Origin of the sequence: Lutibacter oricola (assembly GCF_900106565.1) — a bacterium.
In the GTDB taxonomy this organism is placed as follows: Bacteria; Bacteroidota; Bacteroidia; order Flavobacteriales; family Flavobacteriaceae; genus Lutibacter; species Lutibacter oricola.
Window position 1 is genome coordinate 193,309 of sequence record NZ_FNNJ01000001.1, and the last position, 22,286, is coordinate 215,594.

Below are 22,286 nucleotides of genomic sequence, written 5' to 3' on the forward strand. Positions count from 1 at the left end.
TCAAATAGTGAATTGCTGCTGGTAGTGTTTATTGTGAATTTCCAGTACTGCTATATTTTACAAACTCAACACGTCTATTGTTAGCTTTTCCTTCTGGAGTACTATTATTATCTATAGGTTTAGATTCCCCAAAACCATTAGATTTTAATCTGTTTGCCGAAATACCCATTTCAATAAGCTTGTTCATTACAGATTTTCCTCTTGCCTTAGATAAAGTCATATTAGCTTCGTCACTACCGTCACTATCAGTATGCCCTTCAACACTAAAATTGATATCAGTATTCTTTTGCATTAACTGATAAATTTTGTTGATTGGCCCCATACTTTCAGGTTTTAAAGTAGCCTTATTAACATCGAATTTTATACCGTTAACAATAATTTTACCTTCAGAAAGTACACGGTCATAATATTTTACACCGCCTTTGGCAATGCTAACATTTTTAATGTACTGAAGTTGATCTGGTTTATCAGCAGAATAACCATTGAATTCGATTGTGATTCCTGTTGGATTTCCTTCCATATGAGGAATGTTTATTAATCGAGTTTCATCGAGATATACTTTTAGTTTTCCTTTTGTGTATGCAATTGATACATGTCTCCACATTCCATTAGTGTTTACTTTTGGAATTACTTGATAACTATTGTCAAAACTGGCTGAGAAACTATTTACTCTTACCGATTTATAATTAGAATTATCATGGCGTTGATTTTTTTTATCATAGAAAGATATATAAAAGTCTCGCTGATTTGTATCTGTATAAAACCAGGCATCTAATTCAATTGTAAACACCTCAGGGAGATAGTCATTTTTACTGTTTTTTAAATATGGAATAATTGTACCTCCTTTTGGAAAAGCAATTACATTTTCGCCATTCACATTAACTATTTCACAGTTACCTTTAACTATATCCCAGCGTGAAGGAAACTCACCATTATCTTCATTAATATTTGGTCCATCTTCAAACAATACAGTATCACCTGGTACAAAATCAAAACGACTCCAAGAAACATTAGGCTTCTTTACTTTATCTTTTTTAACTTCATTTATGTTGTTACTGTTTTTATCTGTTTTGGTTTTTGAAGCTTTTTCTTTTTTGGTAGTTTTCTTTTTCTTCTTCTTTCCGTCAAGTATATCTTCAGCATCATCAAAAGTTTTATCAATTTTTTTATTTACTCTGCGTTCAGATCTTTTTTCGGCTTCTCGTTTAATTTTCTTTTCTGCTTTTTCTTTTAAGTTTTTGAAAAATTGTGCTTCTACTTGTTGAGGTGCCGCAAAAAGTAATCCTATTACTAATAAAAGTTTAAATAGGAGTTTGTTTTTGAATTTTGATTGTTGGTTTTTCATAATTTTTTCTTTTAGATTTTTAGCGATTAATTTGTTGATTAATTCTTAGGCTAAATTATATCTAAACAGGGAAAATTAGGTCATTTAAAAGGATGATTTATGTAACCCTTTAGGGTGATATTATGTGTGTAGGTATTGATTTTACTAACATTTTAATTTTTTGTAATTAAAAGTTAGAAAATAATGGAAGTTTAAAAATAAAATGTCTTTACTTAAAGAAAGAGTTTAGTTTTTACTTAAAAAAAAGCAAAGAATACTGCTAAATAGCACTAACTTTTTTCATAGCTTGAATTCTATTTTTAACATCTAGTTTTGAATAAATGTTTTTAATGTGTGTTTTTACTGTGTTTTTAGAAACAAACATTTTTGTTGCAATTTCGTCGTTACTTAAACCAGAAGTAATGTGTGTGAAAACTTCAATTTCACGTTTAGAAAGTCCAAATTCTTCAAAATTTTCGGTTGAATCGAACTGCTTATTGTTAGCTTTGTCTTTAAGCTCGTGTACTTGGTGAATGTAATTTTTAAGTTCAGAATTTAAATTTTCAATTTCAAGATCCGAATTTCGTCTATACAAATACAATAGATAACCTAAAAACAGCAATACTAGCACACCTACAATTCCTAAAATTATAAGCCTGTTAAAGTTAGATTTGGCATTTTTTTCACTTTGTTCTTTTTCAATGGCTAGTTTTTGTATTTGCTTATCTTTTTTAGCCGTTTCATAAGCAATTTGTGTACTTATAATTCTTTTTTGTGAAGCTTCATTTACAATACTATCATGAAAAGCAGTGGCATTTTTATGTGCGCCTAAAGCTTTTTTATAATTGTTGGTTAGTGTGTAATAATCAACTAATGCATTATAACCAAGCATTATATTTTCTTTGGATTTTATGGCTTTTGCACCATTTAGACCTAATAAAATATTTTCATGTGCTTGATTGTATTTTTTTAAATTTAATTGATTTTTACCAATGTTTATTAGTGTGTTACTTAAATACCTAACATTGTTGTATTTTTCAAATAAAGGAATTGAAGATTTGTAATAATCTAAAGATTTTTGATATTCACCTTTTGATTGATATAACCAGCCTAATTTTGAGTATTTAATAGCTAAACTTTCCCTTCGAGGATGTTTAATTGCAAGTTTTAATGACCTATCAAAATAGTAATATGCAGAGTCATATTGCTTCATTTTTAAAAAAGTTTCACCTATATTTAAAAGGCCATACTCTTCTCCTCGAGGGTTTCCTGCTTTAATTTCAACAGCTAATGCTTTTTTTAAGTAATATAGAGCCTTGTCGTATTGCTCGGTATTTAAAAATACATTACCAATACCGTTTAACGAAATGGTAACCCCAATTCTATCATCAATTTTTTCTGAAAATTTTAATGCTTTAAAATAGTATTCGAAGGCTTCCTTTTCTAGGTTTAATTTTCGGTAAGTAACACCTAAGTTTAAAAGGCATTTGGATATTAATAACGAATCTGTACTATTATGTAGGTAATTTAATGCTCTTTTATGAAATAAGACTGAATTTGTGTAATCGAAATCAATTCGTGCTGCAATTCCTTTTCTATTATAACATTTAGCTAATCCGTCGAAATAAGCAATTTCTTCAGATATATTTTTTGCTTCATCAATTATAGATTCATCAATAAGTCTACTTTTAATAGATTTTTTATATAACGAAATTAAGTCTTCAACTTTTTGAATACTATTTGGTAATACTGTTAAAGCATTATAAGTGCTGTCTATTTGTTTTTTAGTTAATTTTTGAGCAAATGAGTTTTGAAGTAATAATAAAAATATTATTGTAACTATCAGTTTATGAGTTCTTAACATGACTTAAGATTGCGGGTTAGCATTTTCAGTAAAAATACAAAACAAGACTTAAATCAAACAAATTTTAGAGTTATAAAATTTTTATTTTTTATAGTTTTCGGCTACTTTTTCAAGTTCAGTATACCAGTTTTTACCAAATTTTCTAATTAAAGCTTCTTTTACAAATTTGTAAACAGGTACTTGCAACTCTTTTCCTAAACTACAGGCATCATCACAAATTGGCCATTTGTGGTAATTTACAGCCGAAAATTCACTGTAATCCATAATTCTAATAGGGTATAAATGACATGAAATTGGTTTTTTCCAATTTATTTCACCTTGATTATAAGCTTCTTCGATACCACATTTAGCAGTATTTTTATCATCAAAAATAACAAAAGCGCAATCTTTTCCATCAATAAGTGGAGTTTCATATTCTCCATCTTCTGTCATAAAAAGGCCTTGTTCTTCAATTGCTTTAATTCCTTCTTCACGTAAAAAAGGTCTAACTTTTGGGTAAGTATCAAGTAAAATTTGTAATTCTTCTTCTTCTAAAGGTGCTCCAGCTTCGCCATCAACACAACATTTTCCTTTACAAGCAGCTAAATTGCAAACAAATTCTTTCTCAATAATATCTTCTGAAACTATGGTTTTTCCTAATTGAAACATATGGCAAAAATAAACTATTTTTTTACATACATTTGTTATAAATTAGGTTTGATTATATACATTTGCCGACCAAATTTTAAATAGTAAAGAAATGGATATTAATTTTAAAGAAATTCTTACTGCAACAATGATATTGTTTGCTGTAATTGATGTTATTGGAAACGTACCAATTATTATTGATTTACGTAAAAAAATAGGTAAACTAGAATCGGAAAAAGCATCTATTGTTGCTTGTGTAATTATGATTGCTTTTTTGTTTTTAGGAAAAAGTATTTTAAATTTAATTGGAATTGATGTTAATTCATTTGCCGTTGCGGGGTCGCTAATTTTGTTTTTTTTGGCTTTAGAAATGATTTTAGGTATTTCACTTTATAAAGAAGATTCTACTAATCCGGTAACAGCTTCTGTATTTCCGTTAGCATTTCCGTTAATTGCAGGACCAGGAAGTTTAACTTCAATATTATCTTTAAGGGCAGAGTTTAGTGCTGTTAATATTGGAATTGCTATTGTTATAAACATTATATTTATGTACATAGTTTTAAAAACTTCAGAAAAAATTGAAGGGTTTATTGGAGAAACTGGTATTAATATTATTAGAAAAGTGTTTGGGGTAATTTTATTGGCTATATCTGTAAAATTATTTACCACTAATATTCAAGGATTGTTTTCTTAAAAATTTAAAAAAATGAAAAATTTTGATGTTTTAATTATCGGTGGAAGTGCTGCAGGCTTGTCTTGCGCTTTAATATTAGGCTCGGCTAAAGGAAAACCTTTTGCTGAAGGAAAAGAAATTGGAATTGTTGCACATCAAAAAGCTTCAGCTTTAAATAATGCTGAACTAAATAATGTTTTAGGGTTTAAAAAGGGGACAAAAGGGACAGAAATTTTAAATGAAGGATTAACTCAATTGTCAAAAAATTATTCACACATTGAGCAAATTCATTTTGAAAAGGTTATTGAAATAAAAAGATTTGAGGATAATACATCTGAGGTAATTACAAATAAAAATAGTTATAAAGCTAAAATTGTTGTGATTGCAGTTGGGCCTTCTAAAATGATTAATATTGTAGGGCTTGAACAGTTTGTTGAATCTCATATTCAAATGCCTATAGAAAAAGATAAAATTATGTTACGTAATTTTAATCATTTAATAGATGAAGGGCTTTATGTTGCTGGAATTATTGCTGGGTGGAGAAGCCAATATGCAATTGCCGCTGGAAGTGGAGCACAGGTTGGAACTGATATTCTTACACTTTGGAATGAAGGAAAACACACTATGATACACGATGTTATAGAATAAAAAAAGCCAGCTTTTAAGCTGGCTTTTTTTATATATGTACTTGTTATTGTTTATTCCACCGTAACAGATTTTGCTAAATTTCTTGGTTGATCTACATTACAACCTCTCATTACAGCAATATGATAAGATAATAGTTGTAAAGGGATAGTTGTTAGTAATGGTGTAAAAGGTTCTAGCGTATCTGGAATTTCAATAACGTGATCTGCAATTTCTTTTACAGTTTTATCACCTTCCATAACTACAGCAATTATTTTTCCTTTTCTAGATTTAATTTCTTGAATATTACTAACCACTTTTTCGTAGTGACCTTTTCTTGTTGCAATAACTACAACAGGCATAGATTCATCAATTAAAGCAATTGGTCCATGTTTCATTTCTGCAGCAGGGTAACCTTCTGCGTGAATATATGATATTTCTTTAAGTTTTAAAGCTCCCTCTAATGCAACAGGGAAATTATATCCTCTACCTAAATAAAGGCAGTTAGGGGCATCTTTGTATATCTCAGCAATTGCTTCAATTTTATCGTTTATTTTTAATAGTTCAGTAACTTTATCAGGTATTAAACTCATTTGGCGTAAATAAGTATGTAATGCTGAGTTTGAAATTTCACCTTTTAGATTACCTAGTTTTAAAGCTATTAAAGCTAAAACAGTAATTTGTGTTGTAAATGCTTTTGTTGAAGCAACACCTATTTCTGGACCTGCATGTGTATAAGCTCCAGAGTTGGTTTCTCTAGCTATAGATGAACCAACCACATTACAAACTCCAAATACAAATGCTCCTTGAGATTTAGCTAATTTAATAGCAGCTAAAGTATCTGCTGTTTCACCAGATTGTGAAACGGCAATTACAATATCGTCTTTATTTATAACTGGGTTTCTGTATCTAAATTCTGATGCGTATTCAACTTCTACAGGTATTCTTGCAATATCTTCAAATAAGTATTCAGCAGTAAGACCTGCGTGCCAAGAAGTACCACAGGCAACAATTATAATACGTTTAGCATTTAAAAATTTAGTAATGTTATTATCTACACTACCCATTTTAATAATGCCTTTATCTACTAAAAGTCTTCCTCTATAAGTATCTCTAATTGCATCTGGTTGTTCATGAATTTCTTTAAGCATAAAGTGTTCATAACCACCTTTTTCAATTTGCTCTAAATTTAATTGAAGCTCTTGAATATTTGGAGTAACTGTAGAATCATCTTCAATTTTAAAAACTTTAATATCTCTATCTAATTTTATTACAGCCAGTTCTTCATCATTTAAATAAATGGCATCACTCGTATACTCAATAAATGGTGAAGCATCAGAAGCTACAAAAAATTCTTTATTATCTTTTCCAATACCTATTGCTATTGGACTTCCAAGTCTAGCAACAACAATTTCATTTGATTTATTAATATCGTATACAGCAATTGCGTATGCGCCAACTACTTGTGTTAGTGCTAATTGAACAGCTTTACCAAGTTTGCAATTGTTTTGTGTTTTTATTTCTTCAATTAAGTTAACTAAAACTTCTGTATCAGTATCACTTTGAAATGTATACCCTCTTGTAATTAGTTCTTGTCTTAAGGTGTCATAGTTTTCAATTATACCATTATGTACAATTACTAAATTTCCAGAATTTGAAACATGTGGGTGAGAATTTACATCGTTTGGAACGCCATGTGTTGCCCAACGTGTATGACCCAAGCCTAAAGTAGATGTTGAGCGTTTTTCTTCGGCAATTTGTTTTAAGTCTGAAACTTTACCTTTTGTTTTGTATAGATCAATACCATTATTGTTGTTAGATAGTACTATTCCAGCACTATCATAACCTCTATATTCTAAGCGTTCTAGTCCTTTTATTACTATAGGATAAGCTTCTCTATATCCAACATAACCTGTAATACCGCACATACAATTTAATTAAGTTTAGTGTAAAATATTTCTAATTCAATTTTTTTATCTCCGTTACTGTCTCCATTTTCATTAAAAAGAACAACTCCTTTTGGATTCCAATTATAATTGTTAATTGTTGTATTTACTGAAGATGTAGGCGTATCTGTTGTATTATATGTTTTAATTCCAAAAGTAACTAGGTCTGCGGGATCTGAAGAGTCTAGTAAATTTGAAATATAATCTGTAATTTTAAAAACATACTTATAAGGTTTGTCATCATCGTCATATTCTAAAAGACCACCTACTACTGATTCACCTTCTGTAATATAATCAGTTATTTGTGTTGTTTCATCAAAATTATAGATAAACAATCTTTCTGGAGTTATATCGCTATTTGCTTCATTATAATCTACGTATACCGTAATGTTAGCTTCTGTAATAAGTAAATTTTGATTACGTAAATCTTCTAATTCTGTATCTGTAATATTTAATTCAATAGAAGAAACTTCTCCACTAGCACCTTGAACGTATAATCTATCCATTCCGCTTTCTTTAGAGGAAGTATAATCTCTTTCGTAAATACTAGATTTTACACCACTTAAAGTATAGGTGTTTGTTTTTTTAACTCTAACACCAGTTTCTCCTTTAACTCCATCTCCATCTAAATCTTGATCTTCAGTTTCGTCTAGAGTTTTAGAGTAGTACACAGAAATTTTTGCAGAAGTTAAATCTAATGACATTAGGTGTGAATTGTTACCTAAAGAACTGGCCTGAACGTATAACCCTCTAAAAAAACCAGTGAAACTCTCTTGAGACTCAAATTCAGAATCGCCAGCTTTGTCTATAAATAGTTGTTGAATTAAGCTTTCGTTTAATGGTATTTTAATAGTAGGACTTAAATTATCTTGCTTAATAGTATCTATATCGTAACTTGTTATTCCGTCTGCTAAATATCTTTTAATATAAGCAACAGTATCATTAGAATTTAATTTAAAAGTATCTGAATAAAAACTATCGCCTTTCAAAAACTCTTTATCTGAATAATAAATAGCGCTTTCAGCTGGGTTTTCAGGATTAAGTGTGTTTAAAAATGTTTTTAATTCAAAAACATCTAATTGAAATTCATTGTTTTCGTTACCTATAAAGTTATCAATACTATATTGATTAATTCCACCAACAACAGTATCTAATGTTGATGGGTAAGGAATTGACAATAGTACAGAGTCTATTGCAGATTCATCTCCATACGTGTTTTCGTAGGTTTCACCCACATAAGGAAGGCTAACTTGAGATACAAATGATGCTTTTAACTCTCCAAATTCTTTGTCTGAATAAACGCCAAGTAAATAAGTGCCTAAGTTATTTGCTATTACGTTTTCAATATTTTTGTTTGCAGAATTAAAATCGAAATCAGAAATAGATTCAGTTTCGAAAGCATTATTGTCTACTAAGTTTACACCAACATTTTCTATATCTTTTTCACATGAAACAGTTATACCTAATGTAATTAAAAATAGACATAGGTATTTCATATTTTTGGCAACACTTGTTGTCATATAAATCAATTTTTTTGAGTTAACTATAAAACGTTTGTTTTGTAAAATTCCGTATAAGCTTCTTTAAAATCTTCTTCTGAAGCAAATTCTAAAGTTGGCTTATTTGTAGTACCTAAAAATTCTTCTAATTCATCAGGTAACTTTTCACTTCCTTTAATAATAGCGTCCGAATGTTGAATAGCATTAATTAAAAGGTTTGTATAAGTTGGTTTAGTAATAGATTCTATTTTAGATTCGTCAATGTTATCAAATTTTATTTTGTTAACAAATTCATTATCTAACGTTCCTTCAAAACCATTATTATAAACAGATGTTACAATTTTGCTGTTGGCAAATAAAGGATCGTCTTTATAGTATTCTTTAATATAAAGAGGTAATAAACTCGCCATCCATCCATGAACATGAATTACATCTGGAGACCAATTTAATTTTTTTACGGTTTCAACAACCCCTTTTGCAAAAAATATAGCTCTTTCATCATTGTCCTCAAACAAGTTGTTATCCTCATCAGAAAATAAAGCTTTTCTTTTGAAGTACTCATCGTTATCAATAAAATAAACTTGCATTCTTTCCTTAGGAATAGAAGCTACTTTAATAATTAAAGGCATATCCATGTCGTTAATTACTAGGTTCATACCAGATAATCGAATAACTTCATGTAGTTGGTGTCTTCTTTCGTTAATTAAACCATAACGTGGCATAAATATTCTAGTTTGGCCACCCTTGTTATGAACGGTTTTAGCCGCTTCAAATGAAGTTGTTGATAATTCATTTTCTGGTAAATAAGGTACCACTTCCGAAGAAACAAACAATACTCTCTTATCTTTCATAAAAAATCTTATACTTTAAAGAATATGCAAAATTACGAAAATTTATACAGAAATTCGCTTGAAAAACGTAAGTTTGCACGCTTTTAACGTTTATTAACAAATACACTATGTTAGTTTTTGCTAAAATAAAATCTGTAAAACAAAAAATCAGCTCGTTAAAAAAAGAAACTTCGGTAGGCTTTGTGCCAACAATGGGAGCTTTACATGAAGGGCATTTGTCGCTAATAAAACACGCAAAATCGGAGAACGATTATGTTGCTGTAAGCATTTTTGTAAATCCAACTCAATTTGATAAAAAAGAAGATTTAGTAAACTACCCAAAAACAATGGATAGTGATTTAGAAATGCTAAAATCTGTGGGTTGCGATTTGGTTTTTATTCCTTCAGCAGCTGAAATTTATGCAAATAATATACAATCTCAGCTATTTAAATTTGATGGTTTAGAGCATCAAATGGAAGGTAAGCATAGAAAAGGACATTTTGACGGTGTTGGTACAATTGTTAAAAAATTGTTTGAAATAGTAACTCCAACAAAATCTTACTTTGGCGAAAAAGATTTTCAACAGCTTCAAATAATAAAAAAAATGGTTGAACTTTATCAAGTTCCTGTTCAAATTATTGGTTGCGATATTTATAGAGAAAAAGATGGTCTTGCAATGAGTTCAAGAAATGTACGACTAACTAAAGAACATAGGAAAGTAGCTCCTTTTATTTATAAAACAATTAAGGAGGCTAAAAATAAATTTGGCACGAAAAATGCTAGTGATATAATGCAATGGGTTGAGCAAGAGTTTGAAAAACAGCCATTGTTAGAACTAGAATATTTTGAAATTGCAAGTGAAAAAACACTTGAAACAATAGGTATAAAACAACCAGGCGAAAAATATAGAGCATTTATAGCTGTTTTAGCTGGAGAAATAAGACTTATTGATAATATAAGTTTGTAAAAATTAACCAATTAACTAAAAAAAAGTATTTTTGCATTATGCAAATAGAAGTAGTAAAATCTAAAATTCACAGAGTTAAGGTAACTGGAGCCGATTTAAATTACATTGGTAGTATAACTATTGATGAAGATTTAATGGAAGCTGCAAATATAATTCGAGGTGAAAAAGTTCAAATTGTAAACAATAACAATGGAGAACGTCTTGAAACATATGCAATTCCAGGACCAAGAAACAGCGGTGAAATAACTTTAAACGGTGCTGCAGCACGTAAAGTAGCTGTAGGTGATGTTCTTATACTAATAACCTATGCACGTATGGAGTTGGAAGAGGCAAAAACATTTATGCCTGCAATTGTGTTTCCAAATGAAGAAAACAATTTATTAAACTAAATTGAGCAAAAAAATAAAAAAAACAGTACTATTAATACTCCCAATAGCCTTGGGAGTATTTTTAATTTGGTACTCACTATCCAAGTTGTCTCCTCAAGATGTTGAATCTATAACCAACTCGTTTAAAACTGCAAATTATTGGTGGGTAGCTTTATCTTTATTGTTTGGCGTTCTTAGTCATTTGTCTAGAGCTTATCGCTGGCATTTTATGTTAGAACCAATGGGGTATAAACCAAGGTATGCTAATAGTGTTATGGCTGTTTTAATTGCGTATTTATTAAACTTATTAATACCGCGTTCAGGCGAAGTGGCACGTGCAGCAAGTATAAAAAAATACGAGAAAATTCCTTTTGAAAAAGCATTTGGTACTATTGTAGCTGAGCGTGTAGCCGATGTTATTATGTTATTTGGTATTATTGCAATTGCTTTCTTTTTACAATCAGAATTAATTAGTGGTTATTTATTTAAAGATGATGGTGAAAGTAGTATTTATACTAAAGTTATAATGTTTGGAGTGCTTCCAATAATTGGTTTTTTTACGTATAGATATTTTAAAAAATCTACAAACCCATACATTGCAAAAATTATATCCTTTATAAAAGGTTTACTAGAAGGTTTGACTAGTATTTTAACAATGCGTAGAAAATGGGAATTTATTTTTCATACATTTTTTATATGGGTAATGTATATATTAATGATGTATGTGGTAACTTTTTCTTTACCAGAAACAAGTAATCTTTCTCTTGGAGCTGTAGTTGTTTGTTTTGTAGTTGGTGCTTTAAGTATGGCGCTTACAAACGGAGGTTTAGGTACGTATCCAGTTTTTGTGGCTAGTGCTTTGGTCTTATACAAAATAGATAACAATGCTGCTTTAGCATTTGGTTGGATAATGTGGACAGCACAAACAATAATGGTAATATTGTTTGGTTCGTTATCTTTAGTACTTCTTCCTTTCTATAATAAATTTATAGGAAACAAAATTTCTTAATACCTTTAGTGTTCTAAAATTAAAAAATGGCTAAAACAAAAACTACCTTTTTTTGTCAAAATTGTGGTTCGCAATATGCAAAATGGATGGGGCAATGTACCTCTTGTAAAGAGTGGAATACAATTGTTGAAGAAGTAATTCAGAAAGAAGAAAAACGAAATTGGAAACAAACAACTTCAACTAAAAAGGTAAATAAAGCCTTAAAAATTGCAGAAATTGTTTTAAATGAAGAAGATAGAATTTCAACAGAAAATGGCGAATTAAATAGAGTTTTAGGTGGAGGTTTAGTAAAAGGTTCTATGCTTTTGTTAGGAGGAGAACCTGGAATTGGAAAATCTACCTTGTTGTTGCAAATAGCCTTGGCTATACCAAAAAAAATATTATATGTTTCTGGTGAAGAGAGTCAAGCGCAAATTAAAATGCGTTCAGAAAGGTTAAGTGTAGCGAATAATAATTGCCTTATTTTAACAGAAACCAATACACAGCATATTTTTAGAGCAATAGAAGAAATTCAACCAGATGTTTTGGTTATTGATTCTATTCAAACATTACATACCGATTATATTGAAGCTTCACCTGGTTCAATTTCTCAAATTAGAGAAACTACGGCAGAGCTTACAAAATTCGCAAAAGAAACTGCTACGCCAGTGTTGTTAATTGGCCATATAACTAAAGATGGTGCTATTGCAGGACCAAAAATTTTAGAACATATGGTAGATGTGGTTTTGCAGTTTGAAGGCGATAGAAATCATTCTTATAGAATATTACGAGCAAATAAAAATAGATTTGGTTCTACAGCTGAATTGGGTATTTATGAAATGCAATCTACTGGATTAAGAGAGGTAGAAAATCCATCAGAAATATTAATTTCTCAAAAAGATGACAATTTAAGCGGTACCGCAATTGCAGCTACTTTAGAAGGTATGCGTCCACTAATGATTGAAGTTCAAGCATTGGTTAGTACTGCAGTTTATGGTACGCCACAACGTTCGGCAACAGGTTATGATACTAAGCGTTTAAATATGTTGCTGGCAGTTTTAGAAAAACGAGCAGGTTTTAGGTTAGGAGCTAAAGATGTGTTTTTGAATATTGCTGGAGGAATAAAAGTTGATGATCCGGCAATTGATTTGGCAGTTGTAAGTGCAATTATGTCTTCGAATGAAGATGATGCTATTGAACAAGATTTTTGTTTTGCTGCCGAAATAGGTTTAGCTGGTGAAGTTAGACCTGTGAATAGGGTTGAGCAACGAATTTTAGAAGCTCAAAAACTCGGATTTCATAAAATATTTGTGTCAAAATTCAATAAAATAAATCATTCTAACTTTAAAATTCAGGTTGTAAAAATTACAAAAGTAGATGATGTTTTTAACAATTTATTTTAACAAAAAAAGCTGAGTGTTTAAACTCAGCTTTCAATTTTACTTTTTTAAAAGTAATTATTTTTTATTTACTTCAGCAATATATTTGTCTAAAGCCATTGTCATAGATGGAGTTTCAGGCGTTGGAGCTTGAATGTTACATTTTAAGCCAGCTTTTGTTGCAGCTTTAATTGTAGAGTTTCCAAAAACGGCAATTGTTGTATCGTTTTGTTTAAAGTCTGGAAAGTTTTTGAATAAAGAATCTATTCCAGAAGGGCTAAAGAAAACTAATATGTCGTAAAAAACATTTTCTAAGTCAGATAAATCACTAACTACAGTTTTAAATAAAGTAGCTTTATCCCAATCAATTTTTAATTCGTCTAAAATTTCTGGAATAATAGGTTTTAATTTGTCTGAAGAAGGTAGTAAGAATTTTTCATCCTTATACTTTTTAATTAACTTAGATAATTCAGCAAAAGTTCTAGTACCAACATAAATTTTACGTTTTCTGTAAACTACGTATTTTTGTAAGTAGTAAGCAACAGCTTCAGATTGACAAAAATATTTCATCGAATCAGGAACTGTAAAGCGCATTTCTTCAGCAATTCTAAAGAAATTGTCTACTGCATTTCTACTTGTAAGTATAATTGCAGTGTATTTTGATAAATCGATTTTTTGAGCTCTAACTTCTTTTGCAGGAACTCCTTCTACGTGAATAAAAGATCTAAAGTCTATTTTAACTTTTTGTTTTTCAGATAATTCAAAATAAGGTGAATTTTCTGTTTTTGGTGCAGGTTGGGAAACCAAAATTGTCTTCACTTTCATAACTTCAATTTTGTGGTTAAACAGCTAATTTTAAAATGATTAATAAAGGTGCTATTTCAAGTGCGCAAAGGTACAAAATAAAATAAAACAAGTTGTTAAAAATTAACTTTTTGTTGTTAATTAGGAGTAGTGTATATCTAAAAACAAGTAAAATAACACCTATTATTATTGTTGTTTTTAGAAAAAATAATTTGAATTTAACAGTGTATGTAGTAATTATAAAAAAAGGTAAAACCCATAAAATCAAATTGTTAAGGTAGTTTGTTTTTTCGTGTATAATTTGTTCATGCTTTTTTTTAAGGTTAAATAAACTAGCAATTAAAATACCTATAAAATATCTAACTCCAAAATAACAAATAACTGCAAAAAGCAGTAAAAAATATAGTTTTATAGGTTTAAACTGGCTAAATTTTAATTCAAAATGCGTAATTATTAGCTGAAAAAGCAATGAAATAACTAATATTTGAATAACAAATAAAGAAATTTGAAATAAATTAAATACAGCTCTCTTCTCTTTACCAAAGTAAATAAGTAAATATTTTTTTGAAATAAATAAAACACTAGTGTATTTTAATTGGTCTGAAAATAAGAGCTTTACAAAAGCTAAAATGGTTAAAATAGCAATAAAAACAAAAGTTAACCAATCGTTGTTTTGGTGTATTATTTTTAAAGCATCATTCATTAAATACAGTTGTTTTTATTAACACAAATTTAGTAATAAATTGTTTTATCTTTGCCGCTTAATTAAAGATATGTCAGATACACTTGTAATAATTCCAACTTATAATGAAAAGGAGAATATAGAAGCTATTATTAGAGCAGTTTTTTCTCAAGAAAAGGAATTTGATGTTTTGGTGGTTGATGATAATTCACCTGATGGTACTGCTGCAATAGTAAATAAGCTTCAAAAAGAGTTCTCTAACTTATTTATTGAAAATAGAGAAGGAAAACATGGTTTAGGTACAGCTTATATTCACGGTTTTAATTGGGCTTTAAATAGAGAATACGAATATATTATTGAAATGGATGCAGATTTTTCGCACAATCCAAAAGATTTAATTCGTTTGTATAATGCTTGCGTTATTGATGGAGCAGATTTTTCTATTGGATCTAGATATTTGAATAATAAAATTAATGTTGTAGATTGGGATTTTAAACGTTTGTTTTTATCATATTTTGCTTCAAAATATGTGAAAATTATTACGAATATTCCAATTTTTGATACAACCGCAGGGTTTGTATGTTACCACAGAAAAGTACTTGAAAACATAGAGTTAGGTAAGATTAAGTTTATAGGTTATGCATTTCAAATTGAAATGAAATTTAAAGCTTGGAAAAGAAATTTTAAACACAAAGAAGTTTCTGTTATCTTTACCGACAGAAAAATAGGAACATCAAAGCTTAGTGGTTCAATAATTTCTGAAGCAGTTTTTGGTGTAATTAAAATGCGCTTGAAAGGATTACCTAAATAAAAAAATCGAAAAAAATGAGTCTTACCCTAATTAAAAATGCTCAAATAGTAAACGAAGGTAAAGTATTTGAAGGTGATGTGTTAATTGATGGAGAATTTATTGTAGATATAGATTCTTCGATTAGTTCAAAATCGGCAAATACGAAAGTTATTGATGCTGAAGGAAAATATTTAATTCCAGGAGTTATTGATGATCAAGTACATTTTCGTGAGCCTGGCTTAACACATAAAGCGAATATTGAAACAGAAAGTAGAGCTGCTGTAGCTGGAGGTATTACTTCTTTTATAGAAATGCCAAATACAGTTCCACAAGCTACAACTCAAGAATTGTTAGAAGAAAAATTTGAAAATGCTTCAAAGGTTTCTTATGCTAACTATTCATTTATGTTTGGCGGTACTAATGATAATTTAGAGGAGTTATTAAAAACCGACCCAAAAAATGTTGCGGGTATTAAATTGTTTTTAGGTTCTTCTACGGGTAATATGTTGGTTGATAATGAAGAAGTTTTGGAAAAAATATTTTCTTCAACAAAAATGTTAATTGCTGTTCATTGTGAAGATGAAGCAACAATTAAGGCTAATTTAGAGAGCTATTTAGAGCAGTATGGAGAAGATATTCCTATTGAAATGCACCCGAAAATTAGAAGCGAAGAAGCTTGTTATTTATCTTCATCAAAAGCAATAGAACTTGCCAAAAAAACTGGAGCAAGATTGCATGTTTTTCACTTATCTACAGAAAAAGAAACAAAATTATTTACAAATAAAATTCCTTTAGAAGAAAAACAAATTACAGCTGAAGTTTGTGTACACCATTTATGGTTTGATGAAAGTGATTACGAGAAAAAAGGAACTTTTATAAAGTGGAATCCTGCTGTAAAAACAGAAAAAGATAAAGAAGGTCTTTGGAAAGCATTATTAGATGATAGAATTGATATTATTGCTACGGATCACGCACCACATACTTTAAAAGAAAAAAAACAAGTATATACTAAAGCACCAAGTGGTGGGCCATTAGTTCAACACGCTTTGCCAGCTTTATTAAAAGCAAATAGACAGGGTAAAATTTCAATAGAAAAAATTGTTGAAAAAATGAGCCATAACCCAGCTAAAATCTTCAAAATTGAAAAAAGAGGATTTATTAAAAAAGGGTATTATGCAGATTTAGTTTTGGTAGATAACGCTTCGCCTTGGACAGTTAAAAAAGAAAATATTTTATATAAATGTGGTTGGTCTCCTTTTGAAGGAACTACTTTTTATTCGAAAATTATTTACACATTTGTAAATGGTATTGCTGTTTATGCAAATGGTAAATTTAAAGATGATGTTAAAGGAAAACGTTTAGTTTTTAATAGATAAAATGAAAACTCTATTAAAGTTCATAATATTAATACTTACTTGTTCATTACTAACCTTTTGTACAAGTAACACTATTTATAAAAAGCCAGATAATTTAATTGCTAAAGATCAAATGGTTAGTATTGTTACCGATATGCTTATGGCAACTGGCGGAAACAATATTAAAAATTTAAACTTAGAGCGTAAGGTTAATTATTTTCCACTAATATTTGAAAAATATAAAATAGATTCAACAGCTTTTAATGCTAGTAATGTTTACTATACTTCTAGAATTGATGATTATAGCGATATTTTAAAAGAAGTAAGTGAAAGGCTAGAACAAAAAAAAGAGATTTTTAAAAGCGAATTAAAAGTGAGAGATTCACTTAAAAGAATTGAACGTAAAGCAAAGACCATTTCAAAAGATAGTATTATAAAAGATTTTAAATAATTATTTATACGCTATCTAACCATTTTGTACATTCTTTTAAAAAAAGTAAGCGTTGGTTTTGTACTTTTTTTGGTAGTTTTTGTATTAACTCTTTTTTTAATTTTTCTGGTTGTGTTGTTTCGTAAACTTCATTGGTGCATTTTACAGAAATAGGCATAGACTTATTACCATTCCAAATTTCATTTATAGGAAAATTGAATTGTTTTAATTGTAAATTCCATGTTGCATCTATAGTTAGCCATTGGTTATTAACCTTTATTTTAATAAAATTGTGAGGGTCAACAATATTTGTATTATCTAATATTTGTTGAACTTTTTTTGGAAAATCAACTCCAATTTCATTAAAAGAGTGCATTACAATAAACTCTTTTACTTCAACACCAATAGCCACATAAAGCTCTTTTAACAGTGCGTGTTTTCCAGAGCAAGTACCTTTATTTTGTTTGTAAACATCTATAGCATTTCTAGAGCCAATGTTCCCGTAAGGAATATCTCTAACAGTGTAAAAAAGCGTAATTATTTTTTGATTTAAAGTCTGATTTTTAGTTAGTAAATTGGCAATATTTAGAAATTCTAGACTCATTTTATTATTTTAAATATAATTTACAAACACGTTTAATACAGTTTTCTATTGGTTCAAAAGTAAAATTTAAATCTTTTTTTATTTTTTCTGAAGAGTAATAATGTTTGTTATGTATAGATTTTGCTGAGTGCTTAGTTAAAATGGGTTGTTTATTAAATATAAAAGTTTTAACACTCTCTAATCGCCATAAAATTTCGCTCATTAATTTCGAAGTTTTAAACGTAGGTCTTTTTTTGTTGAAATTATCGGCAATTTTAAAGAAAACATCTTTAAAAGATATGTTTTCTGAAACTAGAATATAGCGTTCGTTTTTAATAGGGCTTTGCATTAATTTGGTCATAGCTTTTACAACATCTTCAACCGAAACAAAAGCAGTTACGCCTTCAGAATAAAATTTTAAACCTTTATACACTTTGTCAAAAATTGCACCAGGACCATTTTTCCATAAGCCTGCACCTAAAATAACTCCCGGATTTACTATTACAACTGGAATACCCTCTTGCGAGGCTCTCCAAACCTCCATTTCAGCGCCGTATTTTGTAATGGCATAACCGTAATTGTTTTTTTCAAAACTCCATTCGTCAAGTTCAGTAATTAGCTTTTTATTTACAGACTTTTCTATAGTGGCAATAGAGCTTACAAAACATAATTTTTCAACATTTTTAGAAATACAAAAATTAACAATGTTAGACGTGCCATGGATATTAATTTTTCGCATAGCTCGGTAATCTCTAGGATTAAAAGAAATTAATGCAGCAGAATGGTATACTTTAGTTACATTTTTAAATGCATTATTAAGTGTTGAAATGTCCGTAATATCGGCTTCTATCCATTTAATTTTATTAAAAAGCGCTTCAAAATTAGAAGTATAATAACTAAAAACTCTTTTTACACCAGCTACATCGCTATTTTTTCTTTTAATAGCACGTATAGGTTCATTTTCTAATGAAAGTTGATATAATAAATGCGAACCAACTAAGCCAGTTCCACCAGTAACTAAAATCATAAAACGAATGTAACAAAAATGTTTGTTTTATAATAAATAGTTCAATTGTTTATTTGTTGAAAGGTTTAAAATAGAGGCTGAAAAAACTATAGTTTTAAACTGTTAACTATAAAGTAAAATTTTATCTTTGCTGAAATTAAAATTTTTACAAATGAATTTTGTTGAAGAACTACGTTGGAGAGGCATGTTGCACGACATAATGCCTGAAACTGAAGAATACTTATTAAAAAACAAAACAACTGGTTATATAGGCTTTGACCCAACTGCAGACTCTCTGCATATTGGTAGTTTAGTGCCAATTATTATATTAATGCACTTTCAAAAAGCTGGGCACAATCCAATAGCATTAGTTGGTGGAGCAACTGGTATGGTTGGTGATCCTTCAGGAAAATCTGACGAGCGTAATTTGTTAGATGAAGAAACACTAAATAAAAATGTAGCAGGAGTAAAAAGCCAATTAGCACGTTTTTTAAATTTTGATGAAACTGCTGAAAATGGAGCTGAAATGGTAAATAACTACGATTGGATGAAAGGAATTTCATTAATCGATTTTGTACGTGATGTTGGTAAACATATTACAGTTAACTACATGATGGCAAAAGATTCAGTAAAAAAACGTTTAGGTTCTGATGCTAAAACAGGAATGAGTTTTACTGAATTTACATACCAATTATTTCAAGGATACGATTTTTACCACTTATATAAGGAGAAAAATTGTAAACTTCAAATGGGAGGTTCTGATCAATGGGGAAATATTACTACTGGTACAGAATTGGTAAGGCGTAAAGCACAAGGAAAAGCGTATGCTTTAACTTGTAAATTAATTACTAAGGCAGATGGAACTAAATTTGGAAAAACAGCAGGAGGAAACGTTTGGTTAGATGCTGGTAGAACTTCACCTTATAAATTTTACCAATATTGGTTAAACTCTTCTGATGAAGATGCTGAAAAATACATTAAAATATTTACGTTTTTAGATAAAGAAACTATCGAAGCTTTAATTGCTGAGCATAAAGAAGCGCCACATATGCGTTTACTTCAAAAGAAAATTGGAGAAGAAGTTACTGTAATGACGCACGGTAGAGAGGCTTATGATAACGCTATTAAAGCATCAAATATATTATTTGGACGTTCTACAGCAGATGATTTAAAAAGTTTGGACGAACAAACATTTTTAGATGTTTTTGATGGCGTACCACAAGCAGAAATTGAAAGATCTGTTATTGAAAACGGATTGGAAATTGTGCCAGCTTTTGCAGATAATGGATTTTTAAAGTCTAACGGAGAAGTTCGTAGAGCATTAAAAGAAAATTCTATTTCTGTGAACAAAGAAAAAGTAAAAGAAGAATTTGTAATTTCTGCAAACGATCTAATTGCAGATAAGTTTGTGCTTTTACAACGCGGTAAGAAAAGTTATTTCTTGTTGAAAGTAATTTAACTTTTAATGAACTCAATATAAAAAAAGACTGCTGAAAAGTGGTCTTTTTTGTTTTATGAAGAAATTTTACAACTTAAATTTTTTTTCAAAAAAAGAAATAAATTCTTGTTTCACTTCCTCAGAATTATTGACCATATCTAGAACATTATTGTATGAATAATCAAATAGAAAATCACTTTTTAAATGATTGTTTACATAAGGTCTTTCTTCTGTATTATACTCCGATCGCATTATCCACGTAGTATCTTTCCAAATTTCAAAAGTAATTTCATGTTTTACATCTTCAAATTCCCATATATAACACCAAACAAAAATAATTGGAACTGAAGGAAAATTTTCAAGATCTCCTTGTGAACGGTTCCTAAAGGTTAGTTTTTTTGCTAAATTTTCTTTTTGAATATTAGAAAAATAGATATATAATTCTCTATTAATTTTAGCTAAACAAGCAAATAAATTAATTTCATTCATACTATAAAACCATTAAATTACAACCTCTAATGTCAGACGTGTCAAACCTACCTATAACTTCAAAAGTATTATTAGCATAGGTTTTCCCTAGATCTTGCGTAGCAATAAATGAGCAAGAATTTATATTGGCTAAATCAATAATGTTAATTCCTCCAGATTTTCCTTCTGGAAAAATAGTTAACGCATCTTCAGGATCGCGAGTTAAAATTTTCATCCAAGGTGGGCATTTAAAAATACCGTTTCCATTTGAATAAGCCTGGCTTAATAACTCGGTCATACCATATTCCGAATGAATTTTAGAAACACCAAAACCGTTAGATAAAATTGCATGTAACTCTTCGCGTATTAATTCTTTTCTTCGTCCTTTCATACCACCGGTTTCCATAACAATGGTATTTTTTAAGTTAAATTGGTAAGATTCAACCAAATCTAGCAAAGCAAAAGAAACACCTATAAGTAGTACTTTTTCGCCATTTTGGTCTAATTTTATTAAAGTTTTAGCTAATTTTTCTAAATTATTTAGGTAAAAACCACTGTTTGGTTTTTTAGATTTTTTAATTAAATCATCTACCATATAAATTAACGACGATCCTTCTCGTTCTAAATAAGCAGGAAGTAAAGCTAGAACTGTATAATTTTCTATGTTTTCATAAAAATGATGAAAGCCCTTTAAGTAACTATTTTCATAAATATTTATATCGGTAACCAAATGTTTACTCTGTGTCATTCCAGTAGTTCCACTACTTAAAAAGGTTTTTTCTACTTTTTTTGTTGAAGAAAGAATAGAATGACTTTTAAAAAACTGAATAGGTAAAAAAGGAATTTTATTTATAGAATTAATAGCCGAAACATTTGTTTTTAAATGAGTTAAAAACGTTTTGTATACCAAATTGTTTTCCGCCTGAAACTTGAAAATTTCAAGAGATTTTTGCTCAAATTCAGCAGTGTTTTGTATGTTAAAAATGCTATTTAGTTCCATAATTTTTGGGAATCGAAGCAAAAGTAATGTAAATTTACGCAACCTATATTCTTTTTAGGTATCTTATTAACAATTAAAACGTTCGCTATTTGAGTTTAAATAAGCTCATAAAAGAGTGTGCTAAAAATGATCGAAGGGCACAAAAGGAAATTTACCACTTGTTTGCTGGTAAATTATTCTCAATATGCCTTAAGTACTCTAAAAATAAACAAGAGGCTCAAGATAATTTTCAAGATGGCTTTATAGTTATTTTCGATAAAATTGGGCAGTTTAAATTTAAAGGATCATTTGAAGGATGGATTAAGCGAGTAATGTTAAATTCTGTTTTACAAAAGTATAGAAGTAGAAGAGTATTAAACATTGTTACTGAAGAGATACCTGATGAGGTTATTGTTGATATTGATGACGATGATATTTCTTTAGATTTTTTGCTTAGCCTAATTGGTGAATTGCCAGAACGCTACAGATTAGTGTTTAATTTGTACGTGTTAGATGGTTATTCGCATAAAGAAATTTCAAAAATGTTAGAAATTGCCGAAGGTACTTCTAAATCTAATTTAGCTAGAGCTCGAGCAATTTTGAAACAAAAAATTGAAAGTCATCAAGAACAACAAGAATCTATATAAGAAGAATAGGTAGA

Annotated in this window: 23 protein-coding genes; 11 read left to right on the plus strand and 12 right to left on the minus strand. The window is 29.3% G+C overall.

Annotation, left to right across the window (positions count from 1 at the left end; genetic code table 11):
• Positions 1-28: 28 nt before the first annotated feature.
• The 3 genes from BLU40_RS00805 to BLU40_RS00815 all read right to left on the minus strand — a co-directional run bounded on the left by BLU40_RS00805 (position 29) and on the right by BLU40_RS00815 (position 3,836).
• On the minus strand, positions 29-1,345 hold the full coding sequence (locus BLU40_RS00805) for an OmpA family protein (RefSeq protein ID WP_090118741.1): 1,317 nt from the start codon (positions 1,343-1,345) through the stop codon (positions 29-31).
• 259 nt (positions 1,346-1,604) lie between these two features.
• On the minus strand, positions 1,605-3,188 hold the full coding sequence (locus BLU40_RS00810) for a tetratricopeptide repeat protein (protein ID WP_090118743.1): 1,584 nt from the start codon (positions 3,186-3,188) through the stop codon (positions 1,605-1,607).
• An 81-nt stretch (positions 3,189-3,269) separates the two neighbouring features.
• Positions 3,270-3,836, minus strand: a complete 567-nt coding sequence (locus BLU40_RS00815) for a DUF3109 family protein (protein WP_090118745.1) — start codon at positions 3,834-3,836, stop codon at positions 3,270-3,272.
• 91 nt (positions 3,837-3,927) lie between these two features.
• Between BLU40_RS00815 and BLU40_RS00820 the strand changes: the two genes are divergently transcribed.
• Both BLU40_RS00820 and BLU40_RS00825 read left to right on the plus strand, forming a co-directional pair.
• The gene (locus tag BLU40_RS00820; protein ID WP_090118747.1) at positions 3,928-4,509 is read left to right on the plus strand and encodes a MarC family protein; all 582 of its coding nucleotides are present in this window, start codon (positions 3,928-3,930) and stop codon (positions 4,507-4,509) included.
• 12 nt (positions 4,510-4,521) lie between these two features.
• On the plus strand, positions 4,522-5,136 hold the full coding sequence (locus BLU40_RS00825; protein WP_090118749.1) for an FAD-dependent oxidoreductase: 615 nt from the start codon (positions 4,522-4,524) through the stop codon (positions 5,134-5,136).
• A gap of 50 nt (positions 5,137-5,186) precedes the next feature.
• Here the strand turns inward: BLU40_RS00825 and glmS are convergent, their stop codons facing one another.
• From glmS to BLU40_RS00840, 3 genes are read right to left on the minus strand one after another with little or no spacing between them, the layout of a single operon-like run.
• Entirely contained in the window at positions 5,187-7,040 is a 1,854-nt protein-coding gene (gene glmS / locus BLU40_RS00830) for a glutamine--fructose-6-phosphate transaminase (isomerizing) (protein ID WP_090118751.1), read from the minus strand.
• A 5-nt stretch (positions 7,041-7,045) separates the two neighbouring features.
• The gene (locus BLU40_RS00835; RefSeq protein ID WP_175454721.1) at positions 7,046-8,554 is read right to left on the minus strand and encodes a DUF4270 domain-containing protein; all 1,509 of its coding nucleotides are present in this window, start codon (positions 8,552-8,554) and stop codon (positions 7,046-7,048) included.
• 47 nt (positions 8,555-8,601) lie between these two features.
• Entirely contained in the window at positions 8,602-9,408 is an 807-nt protein-coding gene (locus tag BLU40_RS00840) for a glycogen/starch synthase (RefSeq protein ID WP_090118755.1), read from the minus strand.
• A 107-nt stretch (positions 9,409-9,515) separates the two neighbouring features.
• Here BLU40_RS00840 and panC point away from each other — a divergent pair, with 107 nt between their 5' ends.
• The 4 genes from panC to radA are packed head-to-tail and all read left to right on the plus strand — an operon-like array spanning position 9,516 to position 13,114.
• Positions 9,516-10,355: a pantoate--beta-alanine ligase gene (panC, locus tag BLU40_RS00845; RefSeq protein WP_090118756.1), complete on the plus strand. Its 840-nt coding sequence runs from the start codon at positions 9,516-9,518 to the stop codon at positions 10,353-10,355.
• 38 nt (positions 10,356-10,393) lie between these two features.
• Entirely contained in the window at positions 10,394-10,744 is a 351-nt protein-coding gene (gene panD / locus BLU40_RS00850; protein ID WP_090118758.1) for an aspartate 1-decarboxylase, read from the plus strand.
• Between the two features lies 1 nt (position 10,745).
• A complete protein-coding gene (locus BLU40_RS00855; protein WP_090118761.1) occupies positions 10,746-11,732 on the plus strand; it encodes a lysylphosphatidylglycerol synthase transmembrane domain-containing protein in 987 nt (328 codons plus the stop codon).
• 26 nt (positions 11,733-11,758) lie between these two features.
• Positions 11,759-13,114 (plus strand): DNA repair protein RadA, encoded by a 1,356-nt coding sequence (gene radA, locus BLU40_RS00860; RefSeq protein WP_090118763.1) that lies wholly within the window; start codon positions 11,759-11,761, stop codon positions 13,112-13,114.
• 54 nt (positions 13,115-13,168) lie between these two features.
• Here the strand turns inward: radA and BLU40_RS00865 are convergent, their stop codons facing one another.
• On the minus strand, positions 13,169-13,915 hold the full coding sequence (locus BLU40_RS00865) for a uroporphyrinogen-III synthase (RefSeq protein WP_090118765.1): 747 nt from the start codon (positions 13,913-13,915) through the stop codon (positions 13,169-13,171).
• Positions 13,916-13,931: 16 nt separating this feature from the next.
• Positions 13,932-14,597 (minus strand): DUF4271 domain-containing protein, encoded by a 666-nt coding sequence (locus tag BLU40_RS17870; protein ID WP_090118767.1) that lies wholly within the window; start codon positions 14,595-14,597, stop codon positions 13,932-13,934.
• 70 nt (positions 14,598-14,667) lie between these two features.
• Here BLU40_RS17870 and BLU40_RS00875 point away from each other — a divergent pair, with 70 nt between their 5' ends.
• From BLU40_RS00875 to BLU40_RS00885, 3 genes are read left to right on the plus strand one after another with little or no spacing between them, the layout of a single operon-like run.
• Positions 14,668-15,387, plus strand: coding sequence for a polyprenol monophosphomannose synthase (locus tag BLU40_RS00875; RefSeq protein WP_090118769.1), 720 nt, complete (start codon positions 14,668-14,670; stop codon positions 15,385-15,387).
• Between the two features lie 14 nt (positions 15,388-15,401).
• Positions 15,402-16,742, plus strand: a complete 1,341-nt coding sequence (locus BLU40_RS00880) for a dihydroorotase (protein WP_090118771.1) — start codon at positions 15,402-15,404, stop codon at positions 16,740-16,742.
• Position 16,743: 1 nt separating this feature from the next.
• Positions 16,744-17,172 (plus strand): DUF4296 domain-containing protein, encoded by a 429-nt coding sequence (locus BLU40_RS00885; protein ID WP_090118772.1) that lies wholly within the window; start codon positions 16,744-16,746, stop codon positions 17,170-17,172.
• A gap of 4 nt (positions 17,173-17,176) precedes the next feature.
• Here the strand turns inward: BLU40_RS00885 and BLU40_RS00890 are convergent, their stop codons facing one another.
• Together BLU40_RS00890 and BLU40_RS00895 are read right to left on the minus strand one after the other, a co-directional pair.
• Positions 17,177-17,755 (minus strand): hypothetical protein, encoded by a 579-nt coding sequence (locus tag BLU40_RS00890; RefSeq protein ID WP_090118773.1) that lies wholly within the window; start codon positions 17,753-17,755, stop codon positions 17,177-17,179.
• 4 nt (positions 17,756-17,759) lie between these two features.
• Positions 17,760-18,761, minus strand: a complete 1,002-nt coding sequence (locus BLU40_RS00895; protein ID WP_090118775.1) for an SDR family oxidoreductase — start codon at positions 18,759-18,761, stop codon at positions 17,760-17,762.
• Between the two features lie 151 nt (positions 18,762-18,912).
• Here BLU40_RS00895 and tyrS point away from each other — a divergent pair, with 151 nt between their 5' ends.
• A complete protein-coding gene (tyrS, locus tag BLU40_RS00900; protein ID WP_090118777.1) occupies positions 18,913-20,199 on the plus strand; it encodes a tyrosine--tRNA ligase in 1,287 nt (428 codons plus the stop codon).
• Between the two features lie 66 nt (positions 20,200-20,265).
• On the opposite strand, the gene BLU40_RS00905 is transcribed toward tyrS, so the two are convergent.
• On the minus strand, positions 20,266-20,667 hold the full coding sequence (locus BLU40_RS00905; protein ID WP_090118779.1) for a hypothetical protein: 402 nt from the start codon (positions 20,665-20,667) through the stop codon (positions 20,266-20,268).
• A gap of 1 nt (position 20,668) precedes the next feature.
• Positions 20,669-21,646, minus strand: a complete 978-nt coding sequence (locus BLU40_RS00910) for a LuxE/PaaK family acyltransferase (RefSeq protein WP_090118781.1) — start codon at positions 21,644-21,646, stop codon at positions 20,669-20,671.
• A gap of 89 nt (positions 21,647-21,735) precedes the next feature.
• On the opposite strand from BLU40_RS00910, the gene BLU40_RS00915 reads away from it, so the two are divergent.
• On the plus strand, positions 21,736-22,272 hold the full coding sequence (locus BLU40_RS00915; protein WP_090118782.1) for an RNA polymerase sigma factor: 537 nt from the start codon (positions 21,736-21,738) through the stop codon (positions 22,270-22,272).
• Positions 22,273-22,286 lie beyond the last annotated feature (14 nt).

Excerpts from the sequence above, each read along its gene's own strand:
- tyrS (WP_090118777.1), top strand. The coding sequence starts at position 18,913 with ATGAATTTTGTTGAAGAACTACGTTGGAGAGGCATGTTGCACGACATA.
- BLU40_RS17870 (WP_090118767.1), bottom strand. The coding sequence starts at position 14,597 with ATGAATGATGCTTTAAAAATAATACACCAAAACAACGATTGGTTAACT.
- BLU40_RS00815 (WP_090118745.1), bottom strand. The coding sequence starts at position 3,836 with ATGTTTCAATTAGGAAAAACCATAGTTTCAGAAGATATTATTGAGAAA.
- BLU40_RS00840 (WP_090118755.1), bottom strand. The coding sequence starts at position 9,408 with ATGAAAGATAAGAGAGTATTGTTTGTTTCTTCGGAAGTGGTACCTTAT.
- BLU40_RS00820 (WP_090118747.1), top strand. The coding sequence starts at position 3,928 with ATGGATATTAATTTTAAAGAAATTCTTACTGCAACAATGATATTGTTT.
- BLU40_RS00890 (WP_090118773.1), bottom strand. The coding sequence starts at position 17,755 with ATGAGTCTAGAATTTCTAAATATTGCCAATTTACTAACTAAAAATCAG.
- BLU40_RS00880 (WP_090118771.1), top strand. The coding sequence starts at position 15,402 with ATGAGTCTTACCCTAATTAAAAATGCTCAAATAGTAAACGAAGGTAAA.
- BLU40_RS00905 (WP_090118779.1), bottom strand. The coding sequence starts at position 20,667 with ATGAATGAAATTAATTTATTTGCTTGTTTAGCTAAAATTAATAGAGAA.
- BLU40_RS00865 (WP_090118765.1), bottom strand. The coding sequence starts at position 13,915 with ATGAAAGTGAAGACAATTTTGGTTTCCCAACCTGCACCAAAAACAGAA.
- BLU40_RS00810 (WP_090118743.1), bottom strand. The coding sequence starts at position 3,188 with ATGTTAAGAACTCATAAACTGATAGTTACAATAATATTTTTATTATTA.
- BLU40_RS00895 (WP_090118775.1), bottom strand. The coding sequence starts at position 18,761 with ATGATTTTAGTTACTGGTGGAACTGGCTTAGTTGGTTCGCATTTATTA.
- panD (WP_090118758.1), top strand. The coding sequence starts at position 10,394 with ATGCAAATAGAAGTAGTAAAATCTAAAATTCACAGAGTTAAGGTAACT.
- BLU40_RS00835 (WP_175454721.1), bottom strand. The coding sequence starts at position 8,554 with ATGAAATACCTATGTCTATTTTTAATTACATTAGGTATAACTGTTTCA.
- glmS (WP_090118751.1), bottom strand. The coding sequence starts at position 7,040 with ATGTGCGGTATTACAGGTTATGTTGGATATAGAGAAGCTTATCCTATA.
- BLU40_RS00885 (WP_090118772.1), top strand. The coding sequence starts at position 16,744 with ATGAAAACTCTATTAAAGTTCATAATATTAATACTTACTTGTTCATTA.
- BLU40_RS00875 (WP_090118769.1), top strand. The coding sequence starts at position 14,668 with ATGTCAGATACACTTGTAATAATTCCAACTTATAATGAAAAGGAGAAT.
- panC (WP_090118756.1), top strand. The coding sequence starts at position 9,516 with ATGTTAGTTTTTGCTAAAATAAAATCTGTAAAACAAAAAATCAGCTCG.
- BLU40_RS00825 (WP_090118749.1), top strand. The coding sequence starts at position 4,522 with ATGAAAAATTTTGATGTTTTAATTATCGGTGGAAGTGCTGCAGGCTTG.
- BLU40_RS00910 (WP_090118781.1), bottom strand. The coding sequence starts at position 21,646 with ATGGAACTAAATAGCATTTTTAACATACAAAACACTGCTGAATTTGAG.
- radA (WP_090118763.1), top strand. The coding sequence starts at position 11,759 with ATGGCTAAAACAAAAACTACCTTTTTTTGTCAAAATTGTGGTTCGCAA.
- BLU40_RS00805 (WP_090118741.1), bottom strand. The coding sequence starts at position 1,345 with ATGAAAAACCAACAATCAAAATTCAAAAACAAACTCCTATTTAAACTT.